The following is a 17,276-nucleotide window of genomic DNA, read 5'->3' on the forward strand; positions in this document are numbered from 1 at the left end:
GGTAATCGGACACCGAGCGCGCGGACGTGGGCCGCTAGCGTCGATGTATGGGGCTCGCGGCGATCACTCCGGACGCTCTGGGCGAATTGACGGTCATCGGTTCGGGTGGGCAGGGGACCGTGTACGCGGCGCCGGGGCAGCTGATCGGCGGCCGTGCGCCCGCGGTCTACAAAGAATTCGCCGACCCGGTCCGCAAGACGCTGAACCTGCGTGCCCTGGACGCGATGATCCGGCTGCGCGACGAGGTGCCGGCCTCGGTGGGCCACTGGCTCGACGAGACGATGGCCTGGCCGGCCGGGGTGGTGAAACGCGACGGCGAGGTGACCGGCTTCGTGATGCGCCGGGCGCCGGAGACCTTCCATACCGAGATCCGGTTACCGCGCCGGCGGGCGAGCCGGCTCGCGCAGGTCGAACTGCTGCTCAACGACGAGCGCTACCTGGCCGGCCGGGATCTGCTGATCGACGACGGCTTCCGCCTCGAGTTGCTCTTCGACGTCGCGCGCACCCTGGAGACGCTGCACGGTCTCGGCATCGTGGTGGGCGACCTGTCGCCGACCAACCTGCTGTTCAGCCGCGAGCGCCGGCCGCGGTGCTTCTTCCTGGACTGCGACTCGATGCGGCTCGACGGCTCATCTGTTCTGGAACAGGCCGAGACGATCGACTGGGAGACGCCGGGCAACGAGGAGATCGCGACGACGGCGACCGACTCGTACAAGTTCGCGCTGCTGTGCGTGCGGCTCTTCGCCGGGGATCAGAGCACGCGAACGGCGTCCGCGGTGGACCGGGCCGGGACGCCGCTGCGGGGGCTGGTCGAGCGGGGGTTGTCCACCGATCCGGGGCGGCGGCCCCGGATGAGCCAGTGGCGCCGGGCGCTGGTGTCCGCGCAGCCGGGTCCGGCCGGCCGGCCCCGCCGGTCGGTGCGCAAGTTGCCGGTGATCGCGGCCGTGGTGGCGGTGGTGCTGCTGGTCCTGCTGGGGCTGTCGGTGCGCGGCTGTGCCGGCTGGGTGTCGAGCAATACGTCCGGCGGTCGCGCCTCGGAACAGGCGGACGGGGTTGCGCGGGTGCTGGACACCAGCGGGAAGACCCGCGACCGGCTCGACGCGGCACTGGCCGGCCTGGTGTCGTGTGCCGACCCGCAGAACGCCGGGGCGGGTCTGCGTTCGGTGGTCACCGATCGCCGCGCTCAGGTGGAACGCACCGCGGGCCTGCGCGTCGAACTGCTGGCCCGCGGCGAGGAGCTGCGCAAGCTGCTCAACGCGGCACTGGTTCAGGCGCGGCGCGCGGCCGAGGCGTACGCGGCGTGGGCCGCCGACGTCGGCCGGGACGGATGCGGCTCGGCGGCGATGCGCGACGCCGACCGGCGGCGCGGGGACGCGACGGCTCGCCAGGCCGACGCCGCCTGGGGCCGGTTCGTGGCGCTCTGGAATCCGATCGCCGACGAGTACGGTCACCCGCGCGTGTCGGTCCGCGACCTCTGACGCGGCCAGATCGCCAGGAGCGTGCGGTCGTCGTCGAACGTCTCCCGGGAGAAGTCGACGTCGTGCGCGAAGGTCAGCGGCGGTCGCGGCACCGCCAGTCGTTCCGCCAGGTACGCCCCGACGCTGCCGGACCCGTCGCCCAGCGGCTCGGCGATCCCGTCCGTCCCGACGACCAGCACATCGCCGGCGGTGAGCACGCCACCGCGAGTGACCACCTCGGGGACCCGCGGCAGGGCCGTCACCTCGGACGGCACCAGCGGGGTCGCGGCCGGCTCGAACAGCGTGCGGAAGCCCCCGTCGTGCAGGATCCAGGCACCGCCGTCGCCGATCCGTACCAGCTCGACGTTCGGGCCGTCCGGGCACGGCCGGACCAGGCCGGTGATCAGCGTGGTGGCCATCTGCCGCTCGGCTCGCTCCGGATCCGGGCTGTCCAGGCCCAGCACCAGCCCGGCCTGCCGCACCACCTGCCAGGCCGCGCGTTCCACCACGTCCGGCCACCGGGCCCGGCCGTCGTCGTCCAGACCGGACAGCACGGCGGTCACCGCGGCCCGGCAGGCGGCCGTCGCTCCGATGTGGGCGAGCGGCGTGGACGACACCCCGTCGGCGATCGCGAAGACCACCGACCCGGTCACCGGGTGGTGGACCGCGGCCGCGTCGTCCTGCCGGGGCAGCCCCTCGTACCGGTGGGCGTAACCGCGCACGGCCGCGAGCCGGACGATCAGGTCGTCGGTGGCCCAGCCGTCCGCGACGGTGTCCGGGCGGTACCAGGCCGAGGACGCCGGCCGTGGCTCGAAGTCGGCGCCGGGCGTGCCCACCGCGATCGAACCCCAGTGCGGCTCCTCAAACGACATCGATGGCCATCTCGAAACCGTCCGGCTGCTGGACGACGAGCCGCGGCGCGCCCGGGCCGCGGGCCCGCACCGAGTGGATGATGCTGTGCGTCAGCGCGGTGCAGAACCGCGCGATCGCCGATCCGACGTCGATGCCGGCCAGCGCCACGAACGCGAACTCCGGCCGGGTGGCCAGCCGCAGGATGACGTCGGCCCGGACGCTGCCCACCCCGAACGCGATGATGTTCGGGGCCTCCGGTGTGCTGTCGCGGTCGATCAGCTCCCGGTACGGCGTACGCCAGGCGTTGTCGTTCGGCTGCCCGTCGGTGAGCATGAACACCGCGGGCCGGTAGACGGCGAAGCCCTCCTGTTTCAGGCTGCCCACGTCGGCGTGCAGGCGGTGCCGCAGGTCGGCGAAGACCTCGGCGTAGTTGGTGCGGCCGCGACTGATCAGCCCCGGCAGGTGGTCGGTGCGGCGCAGGTCGGCGAGGCGCATCCGCTCCCGCACGTCGTCGGCGAACCCGATGATCGAGAAGCGCACCTTGGCCGCGGCCATCGGCTGCCCGAGCAGCGCCTCGTGCAGTTCGGCCAGCCCGCGATTGAGATCGAGAAGGTGCGCTCCCATCGACTGCGACTCGTCGGCCAGCACGTACACCGGCAGCAGTGTGGCCTTCGGCGCGGCGGTCATGTCGCCTCCACGCCCGCGGGGGTGAAGCCCTCCGGCGGCGCGACCGCCTTCCGCGCCCCCGGCTCCCGGACGCGATCGAGCAGATCACGGACCGTGAAGTCGCAGAAATGGCGGACCGCGATGATGGGGTCCTCGTCGGCCGACACGAAGTAGGCGTTGCCGGGCTCGGTGGCGATGGCCCGGACCAGGTCGCGCGTCGCGCCGCCGACCCCGAACGCCACGATCTCCGGCACCCGGGTCCGCGCCTCGGGATCGGTCAGCCGATGCCGGTCGGCCGTCCAGTTGTCCTCGGCGGAACTGGCGCAAAGCACGTACACCAGCGGGTCTTTGAGGTCTTGCCCGGGTGGCACCTTGTCCATGTCCTCGTCGATGCGCCGGGCGAGAGACCCGAAGAGCACCGCGTACGCCGCCTCGCCGCCCACGGCCAGCGCCGGCATCTCGCGTGTGGTGCTCGCGATGTCGAGTGACAGGTGCGGGGTGAGGTGGCGGGCGAAGCCGAGCACCGCGAGACGGATCCCGGCCGCCGCGGGGTTCCCGGCGATGCGTGCGAGCATCTGCGGCAGCTCGTTGTTCAGGCACGGCAGGAGCGCCTCGGCCTCGACCGACTCGTCGAGCACCAGATAGACCGGCTGCACGTCGACGACCTCGGGCGCGTCCTTCGGCAGCACCGGCGGTTCTTTCCACTCGTCGCCCAGGTCCGACTCGACCGGCACCGGCGCCGGCACGAGCAGCAGATGCTGCAGCATCTCCGGCAGGAGTTTCTCCATGTCCGCGGCCTGCACCAGGTTGTTGTGCACCATCGAGTTGAACAGCTCGGCGGTGCGCTTGTTGTACTTCTCCTGGTGCTCCATCCACGCCTTGCGGTGCTTGATGATCAGATCCAGCGCACCGGGCGTGTCGTCCGGGTGGCGCGCCAGGTGGTGCCGCACGATCTCGTACGCGTCGAGAACGCGGCCGTCCATGCGCTGGAACTCCAGGTCCGCCATGTCGCGTTCGAACTCGCGGTTCATCCGGTGCAGCTCGCCGCGCTGCTGTGCGGCCAGCAACTCGACCTTGTGCTCGTCCCGGGTGAGATGCACGCGGCGTTCGGCGTCCTTGCGGTCCTGCAGGTAGCGGGTGGCCTCCTTGTCGGGCAGCAGCCGCGGCGCGACGTAGAAGACGGTGATGCCGTCCGGGAGCACGTCGTCGCCGTCGAACCGGCTGACGATCTCGCTCTCCGCCAGCTCCGAGTCCTCGATGTCGTACTTCCGGGTGATCTTCCGGAACTCGTCGGTGAGATGGGCGTACACGACCTGCTGGAGAGGGTTGGCCAGATTGCGCCGGACGATCTCCTCGGGATCGTGCACCCGGAACCCGACCTCGACGTCCGCGATGAAGCGGTAGAAGTCGCCGCGGGCCGGCAGCGGTGTGCTCATCATGTACGCCCGGCGGCGATGGTGGCTCATGTCCACGTCGTAGCGCCGGCGGTACCTGGTCCGCAGCTGCTCCCGGAAGGTCATCGGCCGCCAGTCCGGATAGGAGCCGAGCTCGCCGGCGTTGGTCGCGTACACGACGCCGATGTTCGGCGGGCGGCCCCGGGACGGCATCCCCGGCAGTACCGCCGACACCTCGGTGATCAGTCGCAGTTGTGGCGTGGTCATCAGCCCTCCGTCCGTGCCTTGAGCGCCTGGGTCACGGCGGCCGTGGTGTCCGGCAGCCGGAAGAGCGCGTCGGGCCAGTTCCAGCTTTCGGCATGCCGCATGACGATGGCCCGGGTGCGCGGGCTGGTCGCGGCCACCGCTTTCAGCAGCCGGATGAAGGCGGTGAGCACGTCGGGGTACGAGTCCGCCCAGTCCGCCCAGTCGTTGAGCGCCCCCGACGCGTACGGCTCCATGACGCTGGAGTTGAGCAACCGGACCCAGCAGGTCACCAGCATCGGGCGCAGCTCGGGGCGGCGGTCGGCCAGAAACAGCAGGCCCGGCCAGATCTCGGTCTCCTGCTCGCCGTTCTTGCCGACGTCGACATACCACTGGACGTGCTGGGCCACGTGCTGGAAGACGAACTGGGCGCACAGTGTCCGCCGGGGATCACCTTGCCATTGCGCGATGCGTTCCAGCAGCACCGGTCCGTACCGGTCGTCGTCCTCCACCAGCAGGTCCGCGACGCTGTTGCCGATCCCCCAGGCCACCCGCCAGTCGTTTACGGTGGCCAGCGCGTCCAGCTTGATCAGCGCCGGTTCCAGGAAGATGGGCGCGAGCGCGTGACCGCGGATCCGGGCGGAGGTGGCCTGCGCCTGCCCGTTCTGGGCGTTGCCGTGCAGCCGGTTCGCCATCCGGCGGACCGGGTGATAGAAGCGGCTGTCCTCGGCCGGGATCCGCATCGCGTACGCCACCACGTCCCAGGACCAGGGGTTGTCGTCGAGCGCCATCTCCCGCAGCGCGTGGTTGTGGACGAAGTCGAAGGCGTAGGTGGCCAGGACGCCGAGCGCGGTGCCGACGTAGGTGCGGACGTCCAGCGACGGCGTGGTGGACAGGTCGCGCAGCCAGTCCAGGATCGGCCGCTGGAACTGGTATTCGTGCCACACGTGGTCCAGCACCGAGCGGGGCCGGTCCCGGTCGATGTATTCGATCACTTCGATGGGCGTACGGCCGAAGTTGCCGAACTCGGTCTTCTGCCTGGTCCGGGCGCGCAGCATGCGCAGCATCTCCCGGCGGCTGGTGGTGAACGGATCCCGCCACGGCGGCTGCAGCATCGGGGTGCCGTCGGAGACCACCTGCGGCGGCCCGTCCAGGATGTCGGTGAGTTTGCGGGCCGCGCGCGCCACGTGCTCGTAGGGCAGGCCGTTGAGGACCGCGAGCGCTATCGCCATGCTGCGCGACGGCACGTCGGGAAGCGCTCCGAACCAGATGTCGAAGTCCTCGACGACCCGTTCGCCGAGCTGACGGCGGAGCCGCTCGACGTCCACGCGCTCGCCGTCGAACTGCTGGTCGATCATCAGCGCCAGGTTCGCGGCGATCTTGACGGGGATCCCGTCGCCGAACGCCTCCTCGATCACCTCGGCGACCCGTTCGTCGGCCAGGATGCGGTCGGTCATCGCGGCGGCCGCCTCACCGTCGAAGCGCTCGGTCAGCCGCCAGCGCAGGTGGCTGGCCAGGATGTCACGATGCGGACGCGGCCGGCCGAGCGAGACGGCGAAGTCGCGGACGTCGTCGTCGTTGAGCACCAGGTCCACGTCGAGGGTGAGCACCATCCGGGCGTCGCGTTGCTCGAGCGCGGTCGCGATCTGATGCAGCACCCAGCCGTCCAGGCGAGCCTTGCCGGTCGGGTCGCTCAGCAGGAATCCGGCGCCGATCGGCAGCGGCTTCTCGGCGGTCGCGTCGGTCTCCAGCCAGTGCGGGAACCGGTGCAGGTCGACGTCGCGCTCCAGCTGGTAGATCGGCCGGTCGGAGGGAACCTGCAGGAGCCGGATCGCGGCCGCCACCCGCCCGTGGCCGGACCCGCCGCGCAGCAGGACCAGGCGTCGATCGTGGACGGCCGCCCGGGTGCGCTCCCAATCCTCCGGATCGACGAACGCGTGCCGTACCGGATCGCTGAGCGCGATGTCCACTTCGCGCAGTGGGGCCGGTTCGGCGCCGCCGACGCGCAGGATCAGCTTGTCGCCGCCGACCTGGTCGCCGCGGATGTACATGTTCCGGGCGCGGGTCAGCTTGCGGCGTGTGTCGGTGGCTTCGGTCGCCTGTCCGCCGCCCGCGCCTTGACCTCGCAGGATGCCGTTCAGGTTGGCTTCGGCCTCGGCGGTTGACTCGCCGGCCGCGTCGGCTGTCACGTCGCCTGCCGCTTCCGTCATCGCTGATCACCGCCTTTACGGTGGCCGGTCTTGTCGCCGCCGGCATGGTGGACCGTCTTGTCGCCGCCGACCTGGTCGCCGTGCACGGTGACATTTCCGGAATTGTGGATACCGCCGCCGGGCGGTCTGGCCGTCGTCTCCGGGCGTGGCGCGCTGGTCTGCGGTTCCGCCTTTTGCCCTGGGGGATACGACCGTCCGGGCACGCTGATCCAGGCCCTCGCGCCGGACATCTCCTTCACGTTCAGCACGGTGGGCGCGAACGAGGCCGCGTCGATCAGCGCATAGTCGTGGCGTACGACTCCTTGATAGATCTCGTCGGACACGATCAGCGCCATCCGGGCATCCGGTGCGGACTTCAACGCGGTCCGCAACGGCTGCGCGTCGACCAGCCGGCACGCGGTGTTGATCGCCTCGCCCACCCAGCCGGTCTCGTCGCGCTGACAATTCCCCTGGTGCAGGGCCACCCGCAGACGCATCCGATGCGCTTCACTGAACATCGCCGCCTTCTCGCCCAGCATCGCGTCGAGCGTGCGGACGAACAGCCCGGCCAGCGTCACCGTCGACGTCGTCGTGGGCACCAGCAGGATCAGCCCGTCGCCGACGTCGAGCGTGTCCAACGTGTCCCAGTCGACGCCGGCGCCCGCGCACGACTCACGGACCACCTGGTACATGGCGCGACGCAGCGACGCCTGGAACGGGTTGAGCCGGGACCCGAAGCTTTCAATGTCAACAACCACAATGGCCCGGAAGGTGGGTACCGCCATAGCCACCCCTTTTGGTCTTTCCTTTTGCCCAACCTAAGTGGCCTCCGGCGCGCAGGCCATACATCCGTCGTCCCCAATACTTACCCACAGCGATACTAAGGTCACCATAATCAAGAGCTTTTGCCCCCGTACGCCCGTGTACGTCCTTTCTTTGCCGTCGTTCTCTGTCGGGAAGCGGACCGCCCCGGACCTTGGTCCTAGGACCCCGGTTCTGGCACGTATCGGCGGTTATCGTGGGCGGATGAGCGCCCCCAGCCGCGACGAGCTGCGCACCGCCCGGCGCCTTTCCGCGGCCCTGCTCGCGGTCAGCGACCAGCTCACCGTGCCCGAGGTGCTCCAGACGATCGTCGACACGGCCCGCGAGCTCGCCGGCGCCGAGTACGCCGCGCTGGGCGTGCCCGACGACAACGGCTCGTTCGCCCAGTTCCTGGTGGCCGGCGTCAGCCCGTCGGTGCAGGCAGCGATCGGCCCGCTCCCCCGCCAGCACGGCTTCCTCGCCCTGATGCTGCGCGACCCGGCCCCGCAGCGCCTCGACGACATCCGGGCCGACCCGCGGTTCGGCTGGTGGCCGGCCGCGCACCCGATCATGAAGGCGTTCCTGGGCGTGCCCGTCGTCGGCAACGGCGAGATCCTCGGCGCGCTGTTCCTCGGCAACAAGGAGGGCGGCTTCACCGCCTCCGACGAAGAGCTGGTCGGCGTGCTCGCGGCCCACGCGGCGATCGCCTTGACGCACGCCCGCCTCTACGACCGCAACCGCGAGCTGACCATCGCCGAGGAGCGCGCCCGGATCGCCCACGACCTGCACGACGCGGTGGCCCAGCGCCTGTTCGGCCTGCGCCTGACGGTCCAGGCCGCCGACCTGCTGCTCGACCGCGACGTGGACGCGGCCCGCTCGCGGCTGGCCGAGGTGTCCACGCTGGCCCGCGAGGCCGCCGAGGAACTGCACGCCGCCGTCCTGGAACTGCGCCCCGCCGACCTGGCCTCCGAGGGCTTGGCCGGCGTGTTACGCAAACAGGCACAAATCCTGGACCGCGCGTACGGCGTACGCGTGCGTTTCGAGTCGGACGACCCCGTGCTGCCGCAGTCCCAGCAGATGGTGGTGCTGCGGGTGGCCCAGGAGGCCCTGCACAACGCGATCCGCCACGCGGGCGCCACCACGGTCCGCGTGACGCTGACCTCGCCCCCCGCCGGTTCGTCGTCCCCGGCTTCCGCCAGCTCGTCCCCAGCCTCCGCCGGCTCGTCCCCAGCCTCCGCCGGCTCGTCCCCAGCCTCTGCCGGCTCGTCCCCAGCCTCTGCCGGCTGGTCCCCAGCCTTGGCCGGTTTGTCTCTGGCCTCCGCTGGTTTGTCCCCAGCCTCCGCCGGCTCATCCCCAGCCTCCGCCGGCTCGTCCCCGGCCTTGGCCGGTTTGTCCCTGGCCTCCGCTGGTTCGTCCCTGGCCTCCGGCGGCTCGTCCCCCGCATCGGCCGCGCCGGCCCGGCCGTCCGGGGCGGCTCTCGAAGTGTCCGACGACGGCGCGGGCTTCGATGTGCAGGCCGCGATGCGGGCCGGCCTGGGTTTACGGTCGATGCGCGAGCGAGCGTGCGCGGTCCGCGGCAGCCTGGAGATCCGCTCGACCCCCGGCGCCGGCACCGTCGTACGCCTGGAGGTGCCCGGTGACTGACCCCCCGATCCGCGTGGTGATCGTCGACGACCATCCCGCCGTACGCCGCGGCCTGCGCACCTTCCTCGAACTGGCGGACGGCCTGGAGGTCACCGGCGAGGCAGCGGACGGCCCGGCGGCCCTGGAGTTGATCGCCGCCACCGCCCCGGACGTGGTCCTGCTGGACATGGTCCTGCCCGGCATGGACGGCGTAGAGGTGCTGCACGAGATGCGCCGCCTCGCGTTACCGGCCCACGTCCTGGTGGTCACCAGCTTCACCGACCGCAGCCGCCTGTTACCCGCCGTGCGAGCCGGCGCCCGCGGCTACTTGTCCAAGGACGTGGACCCCCAGGCCTTGGTGGCCGCCGTCCGCTCGGTAGCCGCCGGCCACTTACTTCTGGAGCCCTCAGCCGCCGACGCGCTGGCCGGCGCCGTCCCACCAGCCCTGCTCACGGCCCGGGAGCGCGAGGTCCTGGCGCTGATCGCGGACGGCCGCTCCAACCGCGAGATCGCCCGCGCCCTGGTCGTGGCCGAGAAGACGGTCAAGACCCACGTATCAAGCATCTTGCTGAAACTGGGCCTGGCCGACCGCACGCAGGCAGCCCTGTACGCCGTCCGCTCCGGCGTCACCCTCCACTGATTCCTCGGGCTGCTCGGTGGCGGCGAGGGCGAGATCGACAGCTAGAGACCTTTCGCGTCAGCGGTCTCGGCGCCGATCGACTTGCTGGCACGCCATCGGGTCGTGTCGACTTTTGCTGCTCGCGTCGTCTGGGCGGGTCGCTCCGCCGATGGCAGCCCAACTCTTCGCCGGCCAGGGCATCGAGGACGCCAAGAGCTTCCTGCGCAGGTCGTTCCGTAGCGCCGGCGACCGGGTTCGCAGCGCGGCGGCCGGTATTTGCTGCGTATCGCCGAGCGGGTCGCGTCGGTCGGCGATCGTGGCCGCCCGCAATGCCATTATGTGGGATCCGTGTCCGTTGTACGGGATTGGCGACCACATGGTGGCGGCGGGTCCGCATCGTGAGAACGACGTCCACAGTGGAGTGCCTTTACGCCGCTTTCATCCCCGTTTGGTCGGCCGTTTTCTCTGACGTTTCGTAGACCTTGGATACTTAGGGCTCGCATGTGGGCGTAACTCTCCAAGGTCTCGGCCAAATCCAGAATGTGGTCGGGATCGCCACATAGTGAGATGGACGTACGAGCCGCGCGTCGACCTGCAGACAGGTGCGGCTCGACGCGCATCTCGGCCGCGGATGTCGGCCGCGAGTCGCGAGTCGCAGAACAATTGCAGGTTGCGGGCTGCCGGTCGCCGGTCGCTCGACCCGTACGGCATCGAGATCCGCCGCGGCCAGGCTTGGGACACGGATCCAGACCCCGACCCGAAAACGTCTCTAGCCGGCGTCGTCGATGACTTCACGCAGCATTCGCGCGAGATCGCTCAGGAATTGAGCGGCCCCGGCGTCCGACGGGTCGGCGAGAACCCAGTTGCCGTCCCAGCCGACCAGCCGAGCCAACGTATCCGGCGGCCACGAGGCGGCGAGCACGGACTCGAGCGATCTCCCGATTCATCGCGGTGTGGTCCGTCCATCGCAGCGACCAGTTGTCCGGACGTTCCCATTCGGTGTCGCCGTAGATCCGTCCCTCGACCGTTTGACTGCCGGATCCCTCCGGAGCGGGATGTCCGGTCCGTGCCGGGCGAGCGTGTGCGCGCCGTCAGCCTGGTGGCCGGCGTCGTTCCGAGCGATGTTGAACTCGGGCGGCTCGGTGCCCAGCCGGTCATACACCCGCATGACCCGGCCCAGCTCGGTTTCGCCCTGGTGGGATGTGGTCGCACTGGCGTTTCCCACAGTCGGCCGTCCGGCGCGAGCGGCTGCGGCGATGCGTTCCTGGGCGCGCCGGTCCGCCGTTCGGGTAGGCCTGCACCTTCGGGAAGTCCGGGTCGTTGGATGCTGTCCCGTCGTCCGCTCCGGAGCCGGGCGGACGGCGTCCGGGCGGGGGCGTCCCGCCGTCGTCGCCTCCGCCGCCGCGGCGTGGACGTGGCCGGCCGGTCAACGCGACGTCAGCTCCACGCCCGGCGTCAATAGCTGAAGAGCGGGCGCGCTCAGTTTCCGCCGCAACCGCCGCCCCCGCAGCCGGGCATGCCGCCGCCCTCCGGGTAATTCGTCGGGGAATCGGCGGCTCGGTCGCGGCTCCACGGTGCCCGATACGCTTTCCCGGTCCCGCCGATGTGTTCGAGACAAACCACCCCGGGCATCTCGAAGCACCGTCCGCGACCGCCGCAATCGGCGAGATAATGGCGGCCGCCGTCGACCCCGAGCTCGCCATCCACCCGGAAGAGCAGCGGCATTCGGCCGGGTTCGTCCTGCTTGGCCAGTCGGTAGGTGACGGCGAGCCCTGACCCCCGGTTCGCCGAGGCCGCCGATTCGGTCATCGCCGATTCGGGTGTGTGATGCAGGAACCGGCCGAACGCGCTGTCGCAGAATTCCGCGTATTCACGCGTGTGCAGAACCAGCTCGTGCCACATGTCGTCGACCACCGTGGACGGCATCGCGAGCTGGGCCTTCGGGCTGCGCGCGACGAGCCGGAACCACTGGCGGGTGCCGGCTTCCGCGGTGCGCACATCGCCCTCGGAAAGGTCCGGGTAATGGAACGAGAATCGGCTGCGGACACTAGCCGGAATCTCATAAGAATCGATGACCGCTAAACGACGATCGGTCCCCCTGTTCCGAAGCATGCGCACAGCGTGCACGCCCGGCACTACGACGGCAATAACCCGTCAAGAGGTCGGACCGATCACTTTCACCGCAGATCGACAAGGGAGTATGCGAGCGGCCGGACCGTCGCCCGTATCCGGTCCCAAGCCACCGCCACCAAAAGGCCGAGCGAGATCCACACATAGGCGTTGCTGCCGGGAAACGCCGCCCATCCGGTCGGGTGCGCGAACCAGAGCCACACCAGACTGCTGCACATCACGACATAAACACCGGCAAGCGGCGCCACCCGCCGCCACCCCGGGACCGAGAGCGCGCGCTCGACCAGCAGAAACAGCGCCGGCATCACCCAGACAAGGTGGTGCACCCAGGTGATCGGGCTGATCAGGCACCCGACGATCCCGGTCGCCGCGAAGCCGACGCCCAGGTCCGAGGTCCGCACCAGCCACACCCAGAAGACCACTACCAAACCAACCGCGACCAGCCAGTACGCCGACGGAGCGTCCAGACGAGCAAGGACGCCGCGCAGCGACTGGTTCGAGACGTACTCGAGCTTGCCCACCCGACCGGTGTCCCAGAGCGCGTCCGTCCAGAAGGTCAGCGACTCCTGCGGTGCGATCACCAGCGTGAGCAGCGTCGCGGCCACCGCCGTGCCGGCCGCGGTCGCCGCCGCCCGGTATTGGCGCGAGACGATCAGATAGCCGATGAACACCGCCGGGGTCAGCTTGATCGCGGAGGCCAGGCCGATGCCGACACCCGCCCAGCGGCCGTTCGGCAGCGACTTGAAGTCGGCGCAGACCAGCACCAGCAGGACCAGGTTGACCTGGCCGTAGCTGAACGTGTCCCGGGCCGGCTCGAAGAGCACGATCGCGATGAAGGCGAGCGCGAGCGGGGTCCAGCGCGGCCAGCCGTGCTGTTCCAGCATCGGCACGACGAACCAGCGCAGCAGCAAGACCACCGCGAACACGTTCACGACCAGGCTCGCGGCGATCGCCACCGGCCACGGCATCGCGGCGAGCGGGCTCATCGCCAGCGCGGCGAACGGCGGATACGTGAAGCCGTACTCGGTGCCCTGGTAGCGGAAGTCGTACAGGTCGTCGCCGCCGATCAGCCACGAGTGCACCGCCCCGCGATAGACGCCGAGGTCGAAGAAGTGGCGGAAGGTCGGGATCGTGATCAGGAAGACGGTGACGCCGATGGCGACCAGCGCCACGAGCATCACTTGGCGACGGGCGCTCATCGGGACATCCGGGCGAGTCGAAGCGTGGCGGGTGCCACGGCGAGGCGTACGGCAAGGAATGTGGCAATGCCGATCAGCGCACCCAGCACGGCCAGCAGGACCCGCTCGGCGTCCGGGGCGAAGCCGTCGGGCAGGGTGATCAGCACCAGGACCGCGCAGACCCCGGCGAGCGCGCGTCTTACCCGCAGGTCCGAGGCGACCGCGGCGAGCGGCACCAGACCCCACACCAGGTACCAGGCGCGGATCGCCGGACCGAAGGCGACCACCGCGACCAGCACGATGCCCAGGCCGTAGACCGGCCCGAGCCGCTGCCGGTACGTCCAGACCAGGCCCGCCACGATCAGCGTGGCCAGCATCCCGGCCCAGCGCCAGACGCCCTGCGCGACCGTGGCGCCGACACTGTCCTGCGCCAGCGCGGCGGCGGTCCAGCGGCCGAGCGCCGAGGTCAGCGACCAGTTCTGCGGGGAGATCGGGGTGCTCAACGCGCCGATCCAGCCGTACCCGGTGCCCGCCGCGGCCGTGATCAGCACCGTCGCCCCGGCGGCCGTGGCGATCACCGCGGACCCGGCGCGAACCTGCGGCCACCGCCCCCGGAGCTGCGCCGCCCAGATCAGCGCCACCGCGCAGAGCCCGAGCGCGGCCGGCACCTTGACCAGCGCGGCCGCCACCACCAGCAGGGTCGCCACGATCGGGCGATGCCGGACGGCCGCGGCCAGACCAGCCGCCAGCAGACCCACCATCAGCGCGTCGTTGTGCGCCCCGCCGACCAGGTGAATCAGCGTGAGCGGGTTGAGCACGGCAAGCCACGTCGCGGCCGACGGGCTCACCCCGGCCGAGCGGGCCAGCAGCCGGATCGAGTACGCCAGCAGGGCCAGCCCGGCCACCGCCACCAGGCGCATCGCGATGACGCCCAGGATCAGGTGCGAACCCAGCGGCCGCGCGACGGCGTCCGCCACCATCAGGAAGACCGGTCCGTACGGGCTGGGAGTGTGTTGCCAGATCGCCGGAACCTGCTCGGCGATCATCCCGCCGAGCACCGCCGGACCGTGCCGGTAGACGTCCATCCCCGAGTGGATCATCAGCCCCTGCGCCAGGTAGCTGTACACGTCCCGGCTGAACATCGGCGGCGCCACCAGCAGCGGCGCCGTCCACAAGGCGAGCGTGCGCCAGGCCGTACGACAGGTCTCGTCCGGGGCGTGCCGGGTCACCCGGCCGTACCACCACCAGCCGAGCAGCAGCAGCGCCAATCCGCTATAGACGCCGACCAGCCCCAGCTGCGCATGATCGGCCCCGGGCAGCCGAATGCCCACCGGCAACGCCCCCGCACCGAGACCGCCGAGCGCGATCAGAGCCGACCCGAGGAGTCCGACGGCGCGCGGCGCGGCATGATCGATGAACACGGCGACACCCTTCCAATGAACGGTGTCGAACTGTGGACGTGTTGCCGTCGCGCGTGTGACAGATCGATGTTATGGAAGGTCGATGGGGAGCTTGAGACCATCCAAAACCGAAGAGCACACACAATTGCGTACGCGGGGAAGTTTGGTCACCGCCTCCAGCAGTACGCTGCGTAGCCGCGCCGTGTTTTCCTGGAACACCCGGAACACCTCGTCCATGGTGACCCCGTGGTCGCCCTCGACCCCCGCGTCCAGGTCGGTGACGAGAGCGATCGTGGTGTAGCAGAGCCCCAGCTCCCGGGCCAGCACGGCCTCCGGATGACCGGTCATGTTCACGATCGTGCCGCCGATCGAGGCGAACCAGCGCGACTCGGCGCGGGTGGAGAAACGCGGCCCCTCGACCACGACCATCGTGCCGCCGTCGTGAGCGTCGACCGTGCGGGCGGCATCGAGGACGGCGGCGCGGCCGTCCGGACAGTACGGGTCGGCGAAGTTGATGTGCACGGCACCGGTGTCGTAGAACGTCTGCACCCGACCACTCGTACGGTCGATCACCTGATCGGGAACCACGAAACTGCCCGGGCCCAGATCCGGTGTCAAACTGCCGACCGCGCACGGGGCGATGATTTGGCGTACGCCCAAGGACCGCAACGCCCAAAGGTTGGCGCGGTAGGGAATCTTGTGCGGCGGGAACCGGTGATCGCGCCCGTGCCGAGGCAGGAAGGCCACGGTGCGCTCGTCTCCGCCGCTTTCTCTGCTGCTTTCTGTGCCGCTTTCTGTGCGGCTTTCTATGCGGGCGACCGTGATCGGGTCGGACGGCGCGCCGTAGGGCGTGGACACCACGTGCTCCTCGGCGTCCTCCAGGAGCGCGTACAGCCCCGAGCCGCCGATGACGCCGATCTCCGCCGCTGGGTTCATGCGCAGACCTTATCGGTGGTCGGATTCTCGGGCTAATGTGCTGAGCATGGCGTTGGTGGGAGACCGGAGGAGCCGCCGACGGGTAGCGGCGGCGGTGTCACGTGTATAGCGAGGGTCAGCGGATCGGAGGCCGGTCGATGGAGTCGATGACCGGCAGGCTGCTGGTGGCGACCCCGACCCTCAAAGATCCGAATTTCGACCGCACGGTCGTCCTGCTCGTGGCACACGAGAGCGGCGGCGCGCTGGGCGTGGTCCTGAACCGCGCGACCGAGGTGCCCGTGTCCGACGTCCTCGGCCCCTGGGGCGAGCTCGCCGGCGACCCCGCGGTCCTGTTCGAGGGCGGCCCGGTCCAGCCCGAGTCGGCGATCTGCCTAGCCCGCACCCGCCCCGACGTCAAAACCAGAGTGACCGGTTTCCACCAGGTCTCCGGAGCCTTAGGAACAGTCGACCTCTCCGCCGACCCCGACCGCCTCCGCGACAGCGTGGCCGGCATCCGCGTCTTCGCCGGTTACTCAGGGTGGTCGGCCGGCCAGCTGGAGGAGGAAATCGCCTCCGGCTCGTGGTTCCTGCTGGACGCCCTCCCCGGCGACCCCTTCATCAACCGCCCCGACGACCTGTGGGCCATGGTGCTCCGGAGACAGGGCGACATTCTCGCAGCTGTCGCCCACTTCCCACCCGATCCGGCCCTCAACTGAGGGGGTCCCGGCAGCCGCGCCCGCGAGGTGTGTAATATTTCCTCCGTGCCCGAGCGCGCTCGGGGATGGCAAGGGGCTGTGGCGCAGCTGGTAGCGCACCACACTGGCAGTGTGGGGGTCAGGGGTTCGAGTCCCCTCAGCTCCACGAGACTGGGGCTGGATAGTGTCCGCGGGACTTAACGCGGACCTGCCAGCCTCGTTCCTTTTGCGCGACTTCGTCGCGCGAGCGGGGGCTTCGCCACCCGCACCCCCGCTGCCGTATTCCTACGGCCGTAGACAATCGGCAACACCCTCCGGACGGCTGCGCCGCCCGCAACCAGGCGCCCTACCCCGGCCGAACACACGCTGCAACACCCCCGGACGGCTGCGCCGCCCGCAACCAGGCGCCCTACCCCGGCCGAACACACGCTGCAACACCCCCGGACGGCTGCGCCGCCCGCAACCAGGCGCCCTACCCCGGCCGAACACACGCCGCAACACCCCCGGACGGCTGCGCCGCCCGCAACCCGCCGCCGACGTTTACCCGTTGCCCGCACGGCGAAGCGAACCGCTCCGGGATGGCTTGCGCCGCGCAACCCGGCGCCCGTGCCGACCGCCGTGCAAACGGGCGAACTCTGCTGCTGGCTTTCTCGCCGCGCCCGCGCTGGGGCCCTCGCTGCTGGCCCGGGCCCCAGCACCCATCGACCCAAATCGGGCCGGCGAGCAATCGGGCGCCAAGCGGCAGGCCGATGGCCTGCCCGCACGAGGTCGTGCGCCGCCGCACCCGTCATCGACTCGGCTGATCACCCAAACTGCCTGCGCCCACGCGTTCCCGGCCGCTGAGGGACGATGGGTCGTGGCCGCCGAGGATTTCCCGTACAGATGGGTCTGGCGGTGGCGCACCGTGGGGCCGCCGTCGCGGAAGGTGCCGTGGTTCGGGGACGGCGTGGATCGTCACTCGCGGTTCTGCCGCGTCCTGGTGCGCGGCGGCATGAACAGCGCCCTGGTCGAGTTCGACGACGGCTACCGCGTGGTAACAAGCCGAGCCGGCTTACGCCGCCGTGACCCATGACCCGTTCTGCGCTCGGGGTGGGTGCGACGCTTCCGCCGCACC

The 17,276-nt window shown here is 70.5% G+C and carries 16 protein-coding genes and 1 tRNA gene; 7 read left to right on the plus strand and 10 right to left on the minus strand.

Features of this window, described 5'->3' with window-relative positions:
* Window positions 1-47 precede the first annotated feature (47 nt).
* Complete coding sequence (locus tag HH310_RS06740) at window positions 48-1,478, plus strand: hypothetical protein (RefSeq protein WP_169174547.1); 1,431 nt, start codon at window positions 48-50, stop codon at window positions 1,476-1,478.
* Here the strand turns inward: HH310_RS06740 and HH310_RS06745 are convergent.
* The 5 genes from HH310_RS06745 to HH310_RS06765 are packed head-to-tail and all read right to left on the minus strand — an operon-like array spanning window position 1,448 to window position 7,586.
* Window positions 1,448-2,329 carry a protein phosphatase 2C domain-containing protein gene (locus HH310_RS06745; protein WP_169174548.1) on the minus strand — a complete coding sequence of 294 codons (882 nt, stop codon included), beginning with the start codon at window positions 2,327-2,329 and terminating at the stop codon, window positions 1,448-1,450. The two genes, HH310_RS06740 and HH310_RS06745, sit on opposite strands and share 31 nt — an antisense overlap.
* Window positions 2,319-2,996 carry a VWA domain-containing protein gene (locus tag HH310_RS06750; RefSeq protein WP_169174549.1) on the minus strand — a complete coding sequence of 226 codons (678 nt, stop codon included), beginning with the start codon at window positions 2,994-2,996 and terminating at the stop codon, window positions 2,319-2,321. The genes HH310_RS06745 and HH310_RS06750 overlap by 11 nt, the downstream gene beginning before the upstream one ends.
* Window positions 2,993-4,636 (minus strand): hypothetical protein, encoded by a 1,644-nt coding sequence (locus HH310_RS06755; protein WP_169174550.1) that lies wholly within the window; start codon window positions 4,634-4,636, stop codon window positions 2,993-2,995. The genes HH310_RS06750 and HH310_RS06755 overlap by 4 nt, the downstream gene beginning before the upstream one ends.
* Window positions 4,636-6,822, minus strand: coding sequence for a hypothetical protein (locus HH310_RS06760; protein WP_169174551.1), 2,187 nt, complete (start codon window positions 6,820-6,822; stop codon window positions 4,636-4,638). Before HH310_RS06760 ends, HH310_RS06755 begins: the two co-directional genes overlap by 1 nt.
* On the minus strand, window positions 6,819-7,586 hold the full coding sequence (locus tag HH310_RS06765) for a hypothetical protein (protein WP_169174552.1): 768 nt from the start codon (window positions 7,584-7,586) through the stop codon (window positions 6,819-6,821). Before HH310_RS06765 ends, HH310_RS06760 begins: the two co-directional genes overlap by 4 nt.
* Window positions 7,587-7,827: 241 nt before the next feature.
* Here HH310_RS06765 and HH310_RS06770 point away from each other — a divergent pair, with 241 nt between their 5' ends.
* From HH310_RS06770 to HH310_RS06780, 3 genes are all read left to right on the plus strand, one after another.
* A complete protein-coding gene (locus HH310_RS06770) occupies window positions 7,828-9,246 on the plus strand; it encodes a GAF domain-containing sensor histidine kinase (protein ID WP_248293760.1) in 1,419 nt (472 codons plus the stop codon).
* Window positions 9,239-9,865: a response regulator transcription factor gene (locus HH310_RS06775; protein WP_312033884.1), complete on the plus strand. Its 627-nt coding sequence runs from the start codon at window positions 9,239-9,241 to the stop codon at window positions 9,863-9,865. The genes HH310_RS06770 and HH310_RS06775 overlap by 8 nt, the downstream gene beginning before the upstream one ends.
* 148 nt (window positions 9,866-10,013) lie before the next feature.
* Complete coding sequence (locus tag HH310_RS06780; protein ID WP_169174554.1) at window positions 10,014-10,313, plus strand: hypothetical protein; 300 nt, start codon at window positions 10,014-10,016, stop codon at window positions 10,311-10,313.
* Window positions 10,314-10,613: 300 nt separating this feature from the next.
* On the opposite strand, the gene HH310_RS06785 is transcribed toward HH310_RS06780, so the two are convergent.
* The 5 genes from HH310_RS06785 to HH310_RS06805 all read right to left on the minus strand — a co-directional run bounded on the left by HH310_RS06785 (window position 10,614) and on the right by HH310_RS06805 (window position 15,488).
* On the minus strand, window positions 10,614-10,766 hold the full coding sequence (locus HH310_RS06785) for a hypothetical protein (RefSeq protein ID WP_169174555.1): 153 nt from the start codon (window positions 10,764-10,766) through the stop codon (window positions 10,614-10,616).
* A 557-nt stretch (window positions 10,767-11,323) separates the two neighbouring features.
* Entirely contained in the window at window positions 11,324-11,980 is a 657-nt protein-coding gene (locus HH310_RS06790) for a hypothetical protein (protein WP_169174556.1), read from the minus strand.
* A 41-nt stretch (window positions 11,981-12,021) separates the two neighbouring features.
* Complete coding sequence (locus tag HH310_RS06795; RefSeq protein WP_169174557.1) at window positions 12,022-13,173, minus strand: glycosyltransferase 87 family protein; 1,152 nt, start codon at window positions 13,171-13,173, stop codon at window positions 12,022-12,024.
* A complete protein-coding gene (mptB, locus tag HH310_RS06800) occupies window positions 13,170-14,573 on the minus strand; it encodes a polyprenol phosphomannose-dependent alpha 1,6 mannosyltransferase MptB (RefSeq protein WP_169174558.1) in 1,404 nt (467 codons plus the stop codon). Before mptB ends, HH310_RS06795 begins: the two co-directional genes overlap by 4 nt.
* A 69-nt stretch (window positions 14,574-14,642) precedes the next feature.
* Window positions 14,643-15,488, minus strand: a complete 846-nt coding sequence (locus HH310_RS06805; protein ID WP_169174559.1) for an S-methyl-5'-thioadenosine phosphorylase — start codon at window positions 15,486-15,488, stop codon at window positions 14,643-14,645.
* Between the two features lie 137 nt (window positions 15,489-15,625).
* On the opposite strand from HH310_RS06805, the gene HH310_RS06810 reads away from it, so the two are divergent.
* The 3 genes from HH310_RS06810 to HH310_RS06820 all read left to right on the plus strand — a co-directional run bounded on the left by HH310_RS06810 (window position 15,626) and on the right by HH310_RS06820 (window position 17,234).
* Window positions 15,626-16,183 carry a YqgE/AlgH family protein gene (locus HH310_RS06810; protein ID WP_169174560.1) on the plus strand — a complete coding sequence of 186 codons (558 nt, stop codon included), beginning with the start codon at window positions 15,626-15,628 and terminating at the stop codon, window positions 16,181-16,183.
* Window positions 16,184-16,255: 72 nt separating this feature from the next.
* A tRNA-Ala gene (locus HH310_RS06815) sits at window positions 16,256-16,328 on the plus strand.
* Between the two features lie 690 nt (window positions 16,329-17,018).
* Window positions 17,019-17,234 carry a hypothetical protein gene (locus HH310_RS06820; protein WP_169174561.1) on the plus strand — a complete coding sequence of 72 codons (216 nt, stop codon included), beginning with the start codon at window positions 17,019-17,021 and terminating at the stop codon, window positions 17,232-17,234.
* Window positions 17,235-17,276: the final 42 nt, after the last annotated feature.

Source organism: Actinoplanes sp. TBRC 11911 (genome assembly GCF_012933445.1).
Taxonomy (GTDB): Bacteria; Actinomycetota; Actinomycetes; order Mycobacteriales; family Micromonosporaceae; genus Actinoplanes.

Coding starts and splice junctions, on each gene's coding strand:
- HH310_RS06740 (WP_169174547.1), top strand. CDS start 48: ATGGGGCTCGCGGCGATCACTCCGGACGCTCTGGGCGAATTGACGGTC.
- HH310_RS06745 (WP_169174548.1), bottom strand. CDS start 2,329: ATGTCGTTTGAGGAGCCGCACTGGGGTTCGATCGCGGTGGGCACGCCC.
- HH310_RS06750 (WP_169174549.1), bottom strand. CDS start 2,996: ATGACCGCCGCGCCGAAGGCCACACTGCTGCCGGTGTACGTGCTGGCC.
- HH310_RS06755 (WP_169174550.1), bottom strand. CDS start 4,636: ATGACCACGCCACAACTGCGACTGATCACCGAGGTGTCGGCGGTACTG.
- HH310_RS06760 (WP_169174551.1), bottom strand. CDS start 6,822: ATGACGGAAGCGGCAGGCGACGTGACAGCCGACGCGGCCGGCGAGTCA.
- HH310_RS06765 (WP_169174552.1), bottom strand. CDS start 7,586: ATGGCGGTACCCACCTTCCGGGCCATTGTGGTTGTTGACATTGAAAGC.
- HH310_RS06770 (WP_248293760.1), top strand. CDS start 7,828: ATGAGCGCCCCCAGCCGCGACGAGCTGCGCACCGCCCGGCGCCTTTCC.
- HH310_RS06780 (WP_169174554.1), top strand. CDS start 10,014: ATGGCAGCCCAACTCTTCGCCGGCCAGGGCATCGAGGACGCCAAGAGC.
- HH310_RS06795 (WP_169174557.1), bottom strand. CDS start 13,173: ATGAGCGCCCGTCGCCAAGTGATGCTCGTGGCGCTGGTCGCCATCGGC.
- HH310_RS06805 (WP_169174559.1), bottom strand. CDS start 15,488: ATGAACCCAGCGGCGGAGATCGGCGTCATCGGCGGCTCGGGGCTGTAC.
- HH310_RS06810 (WP_169174560.1), top strand. CDS start 15,626: ATGGAGTCGATGACCGGCAGGCTGCTGGTGGCGACCCCGACCCTCAAA.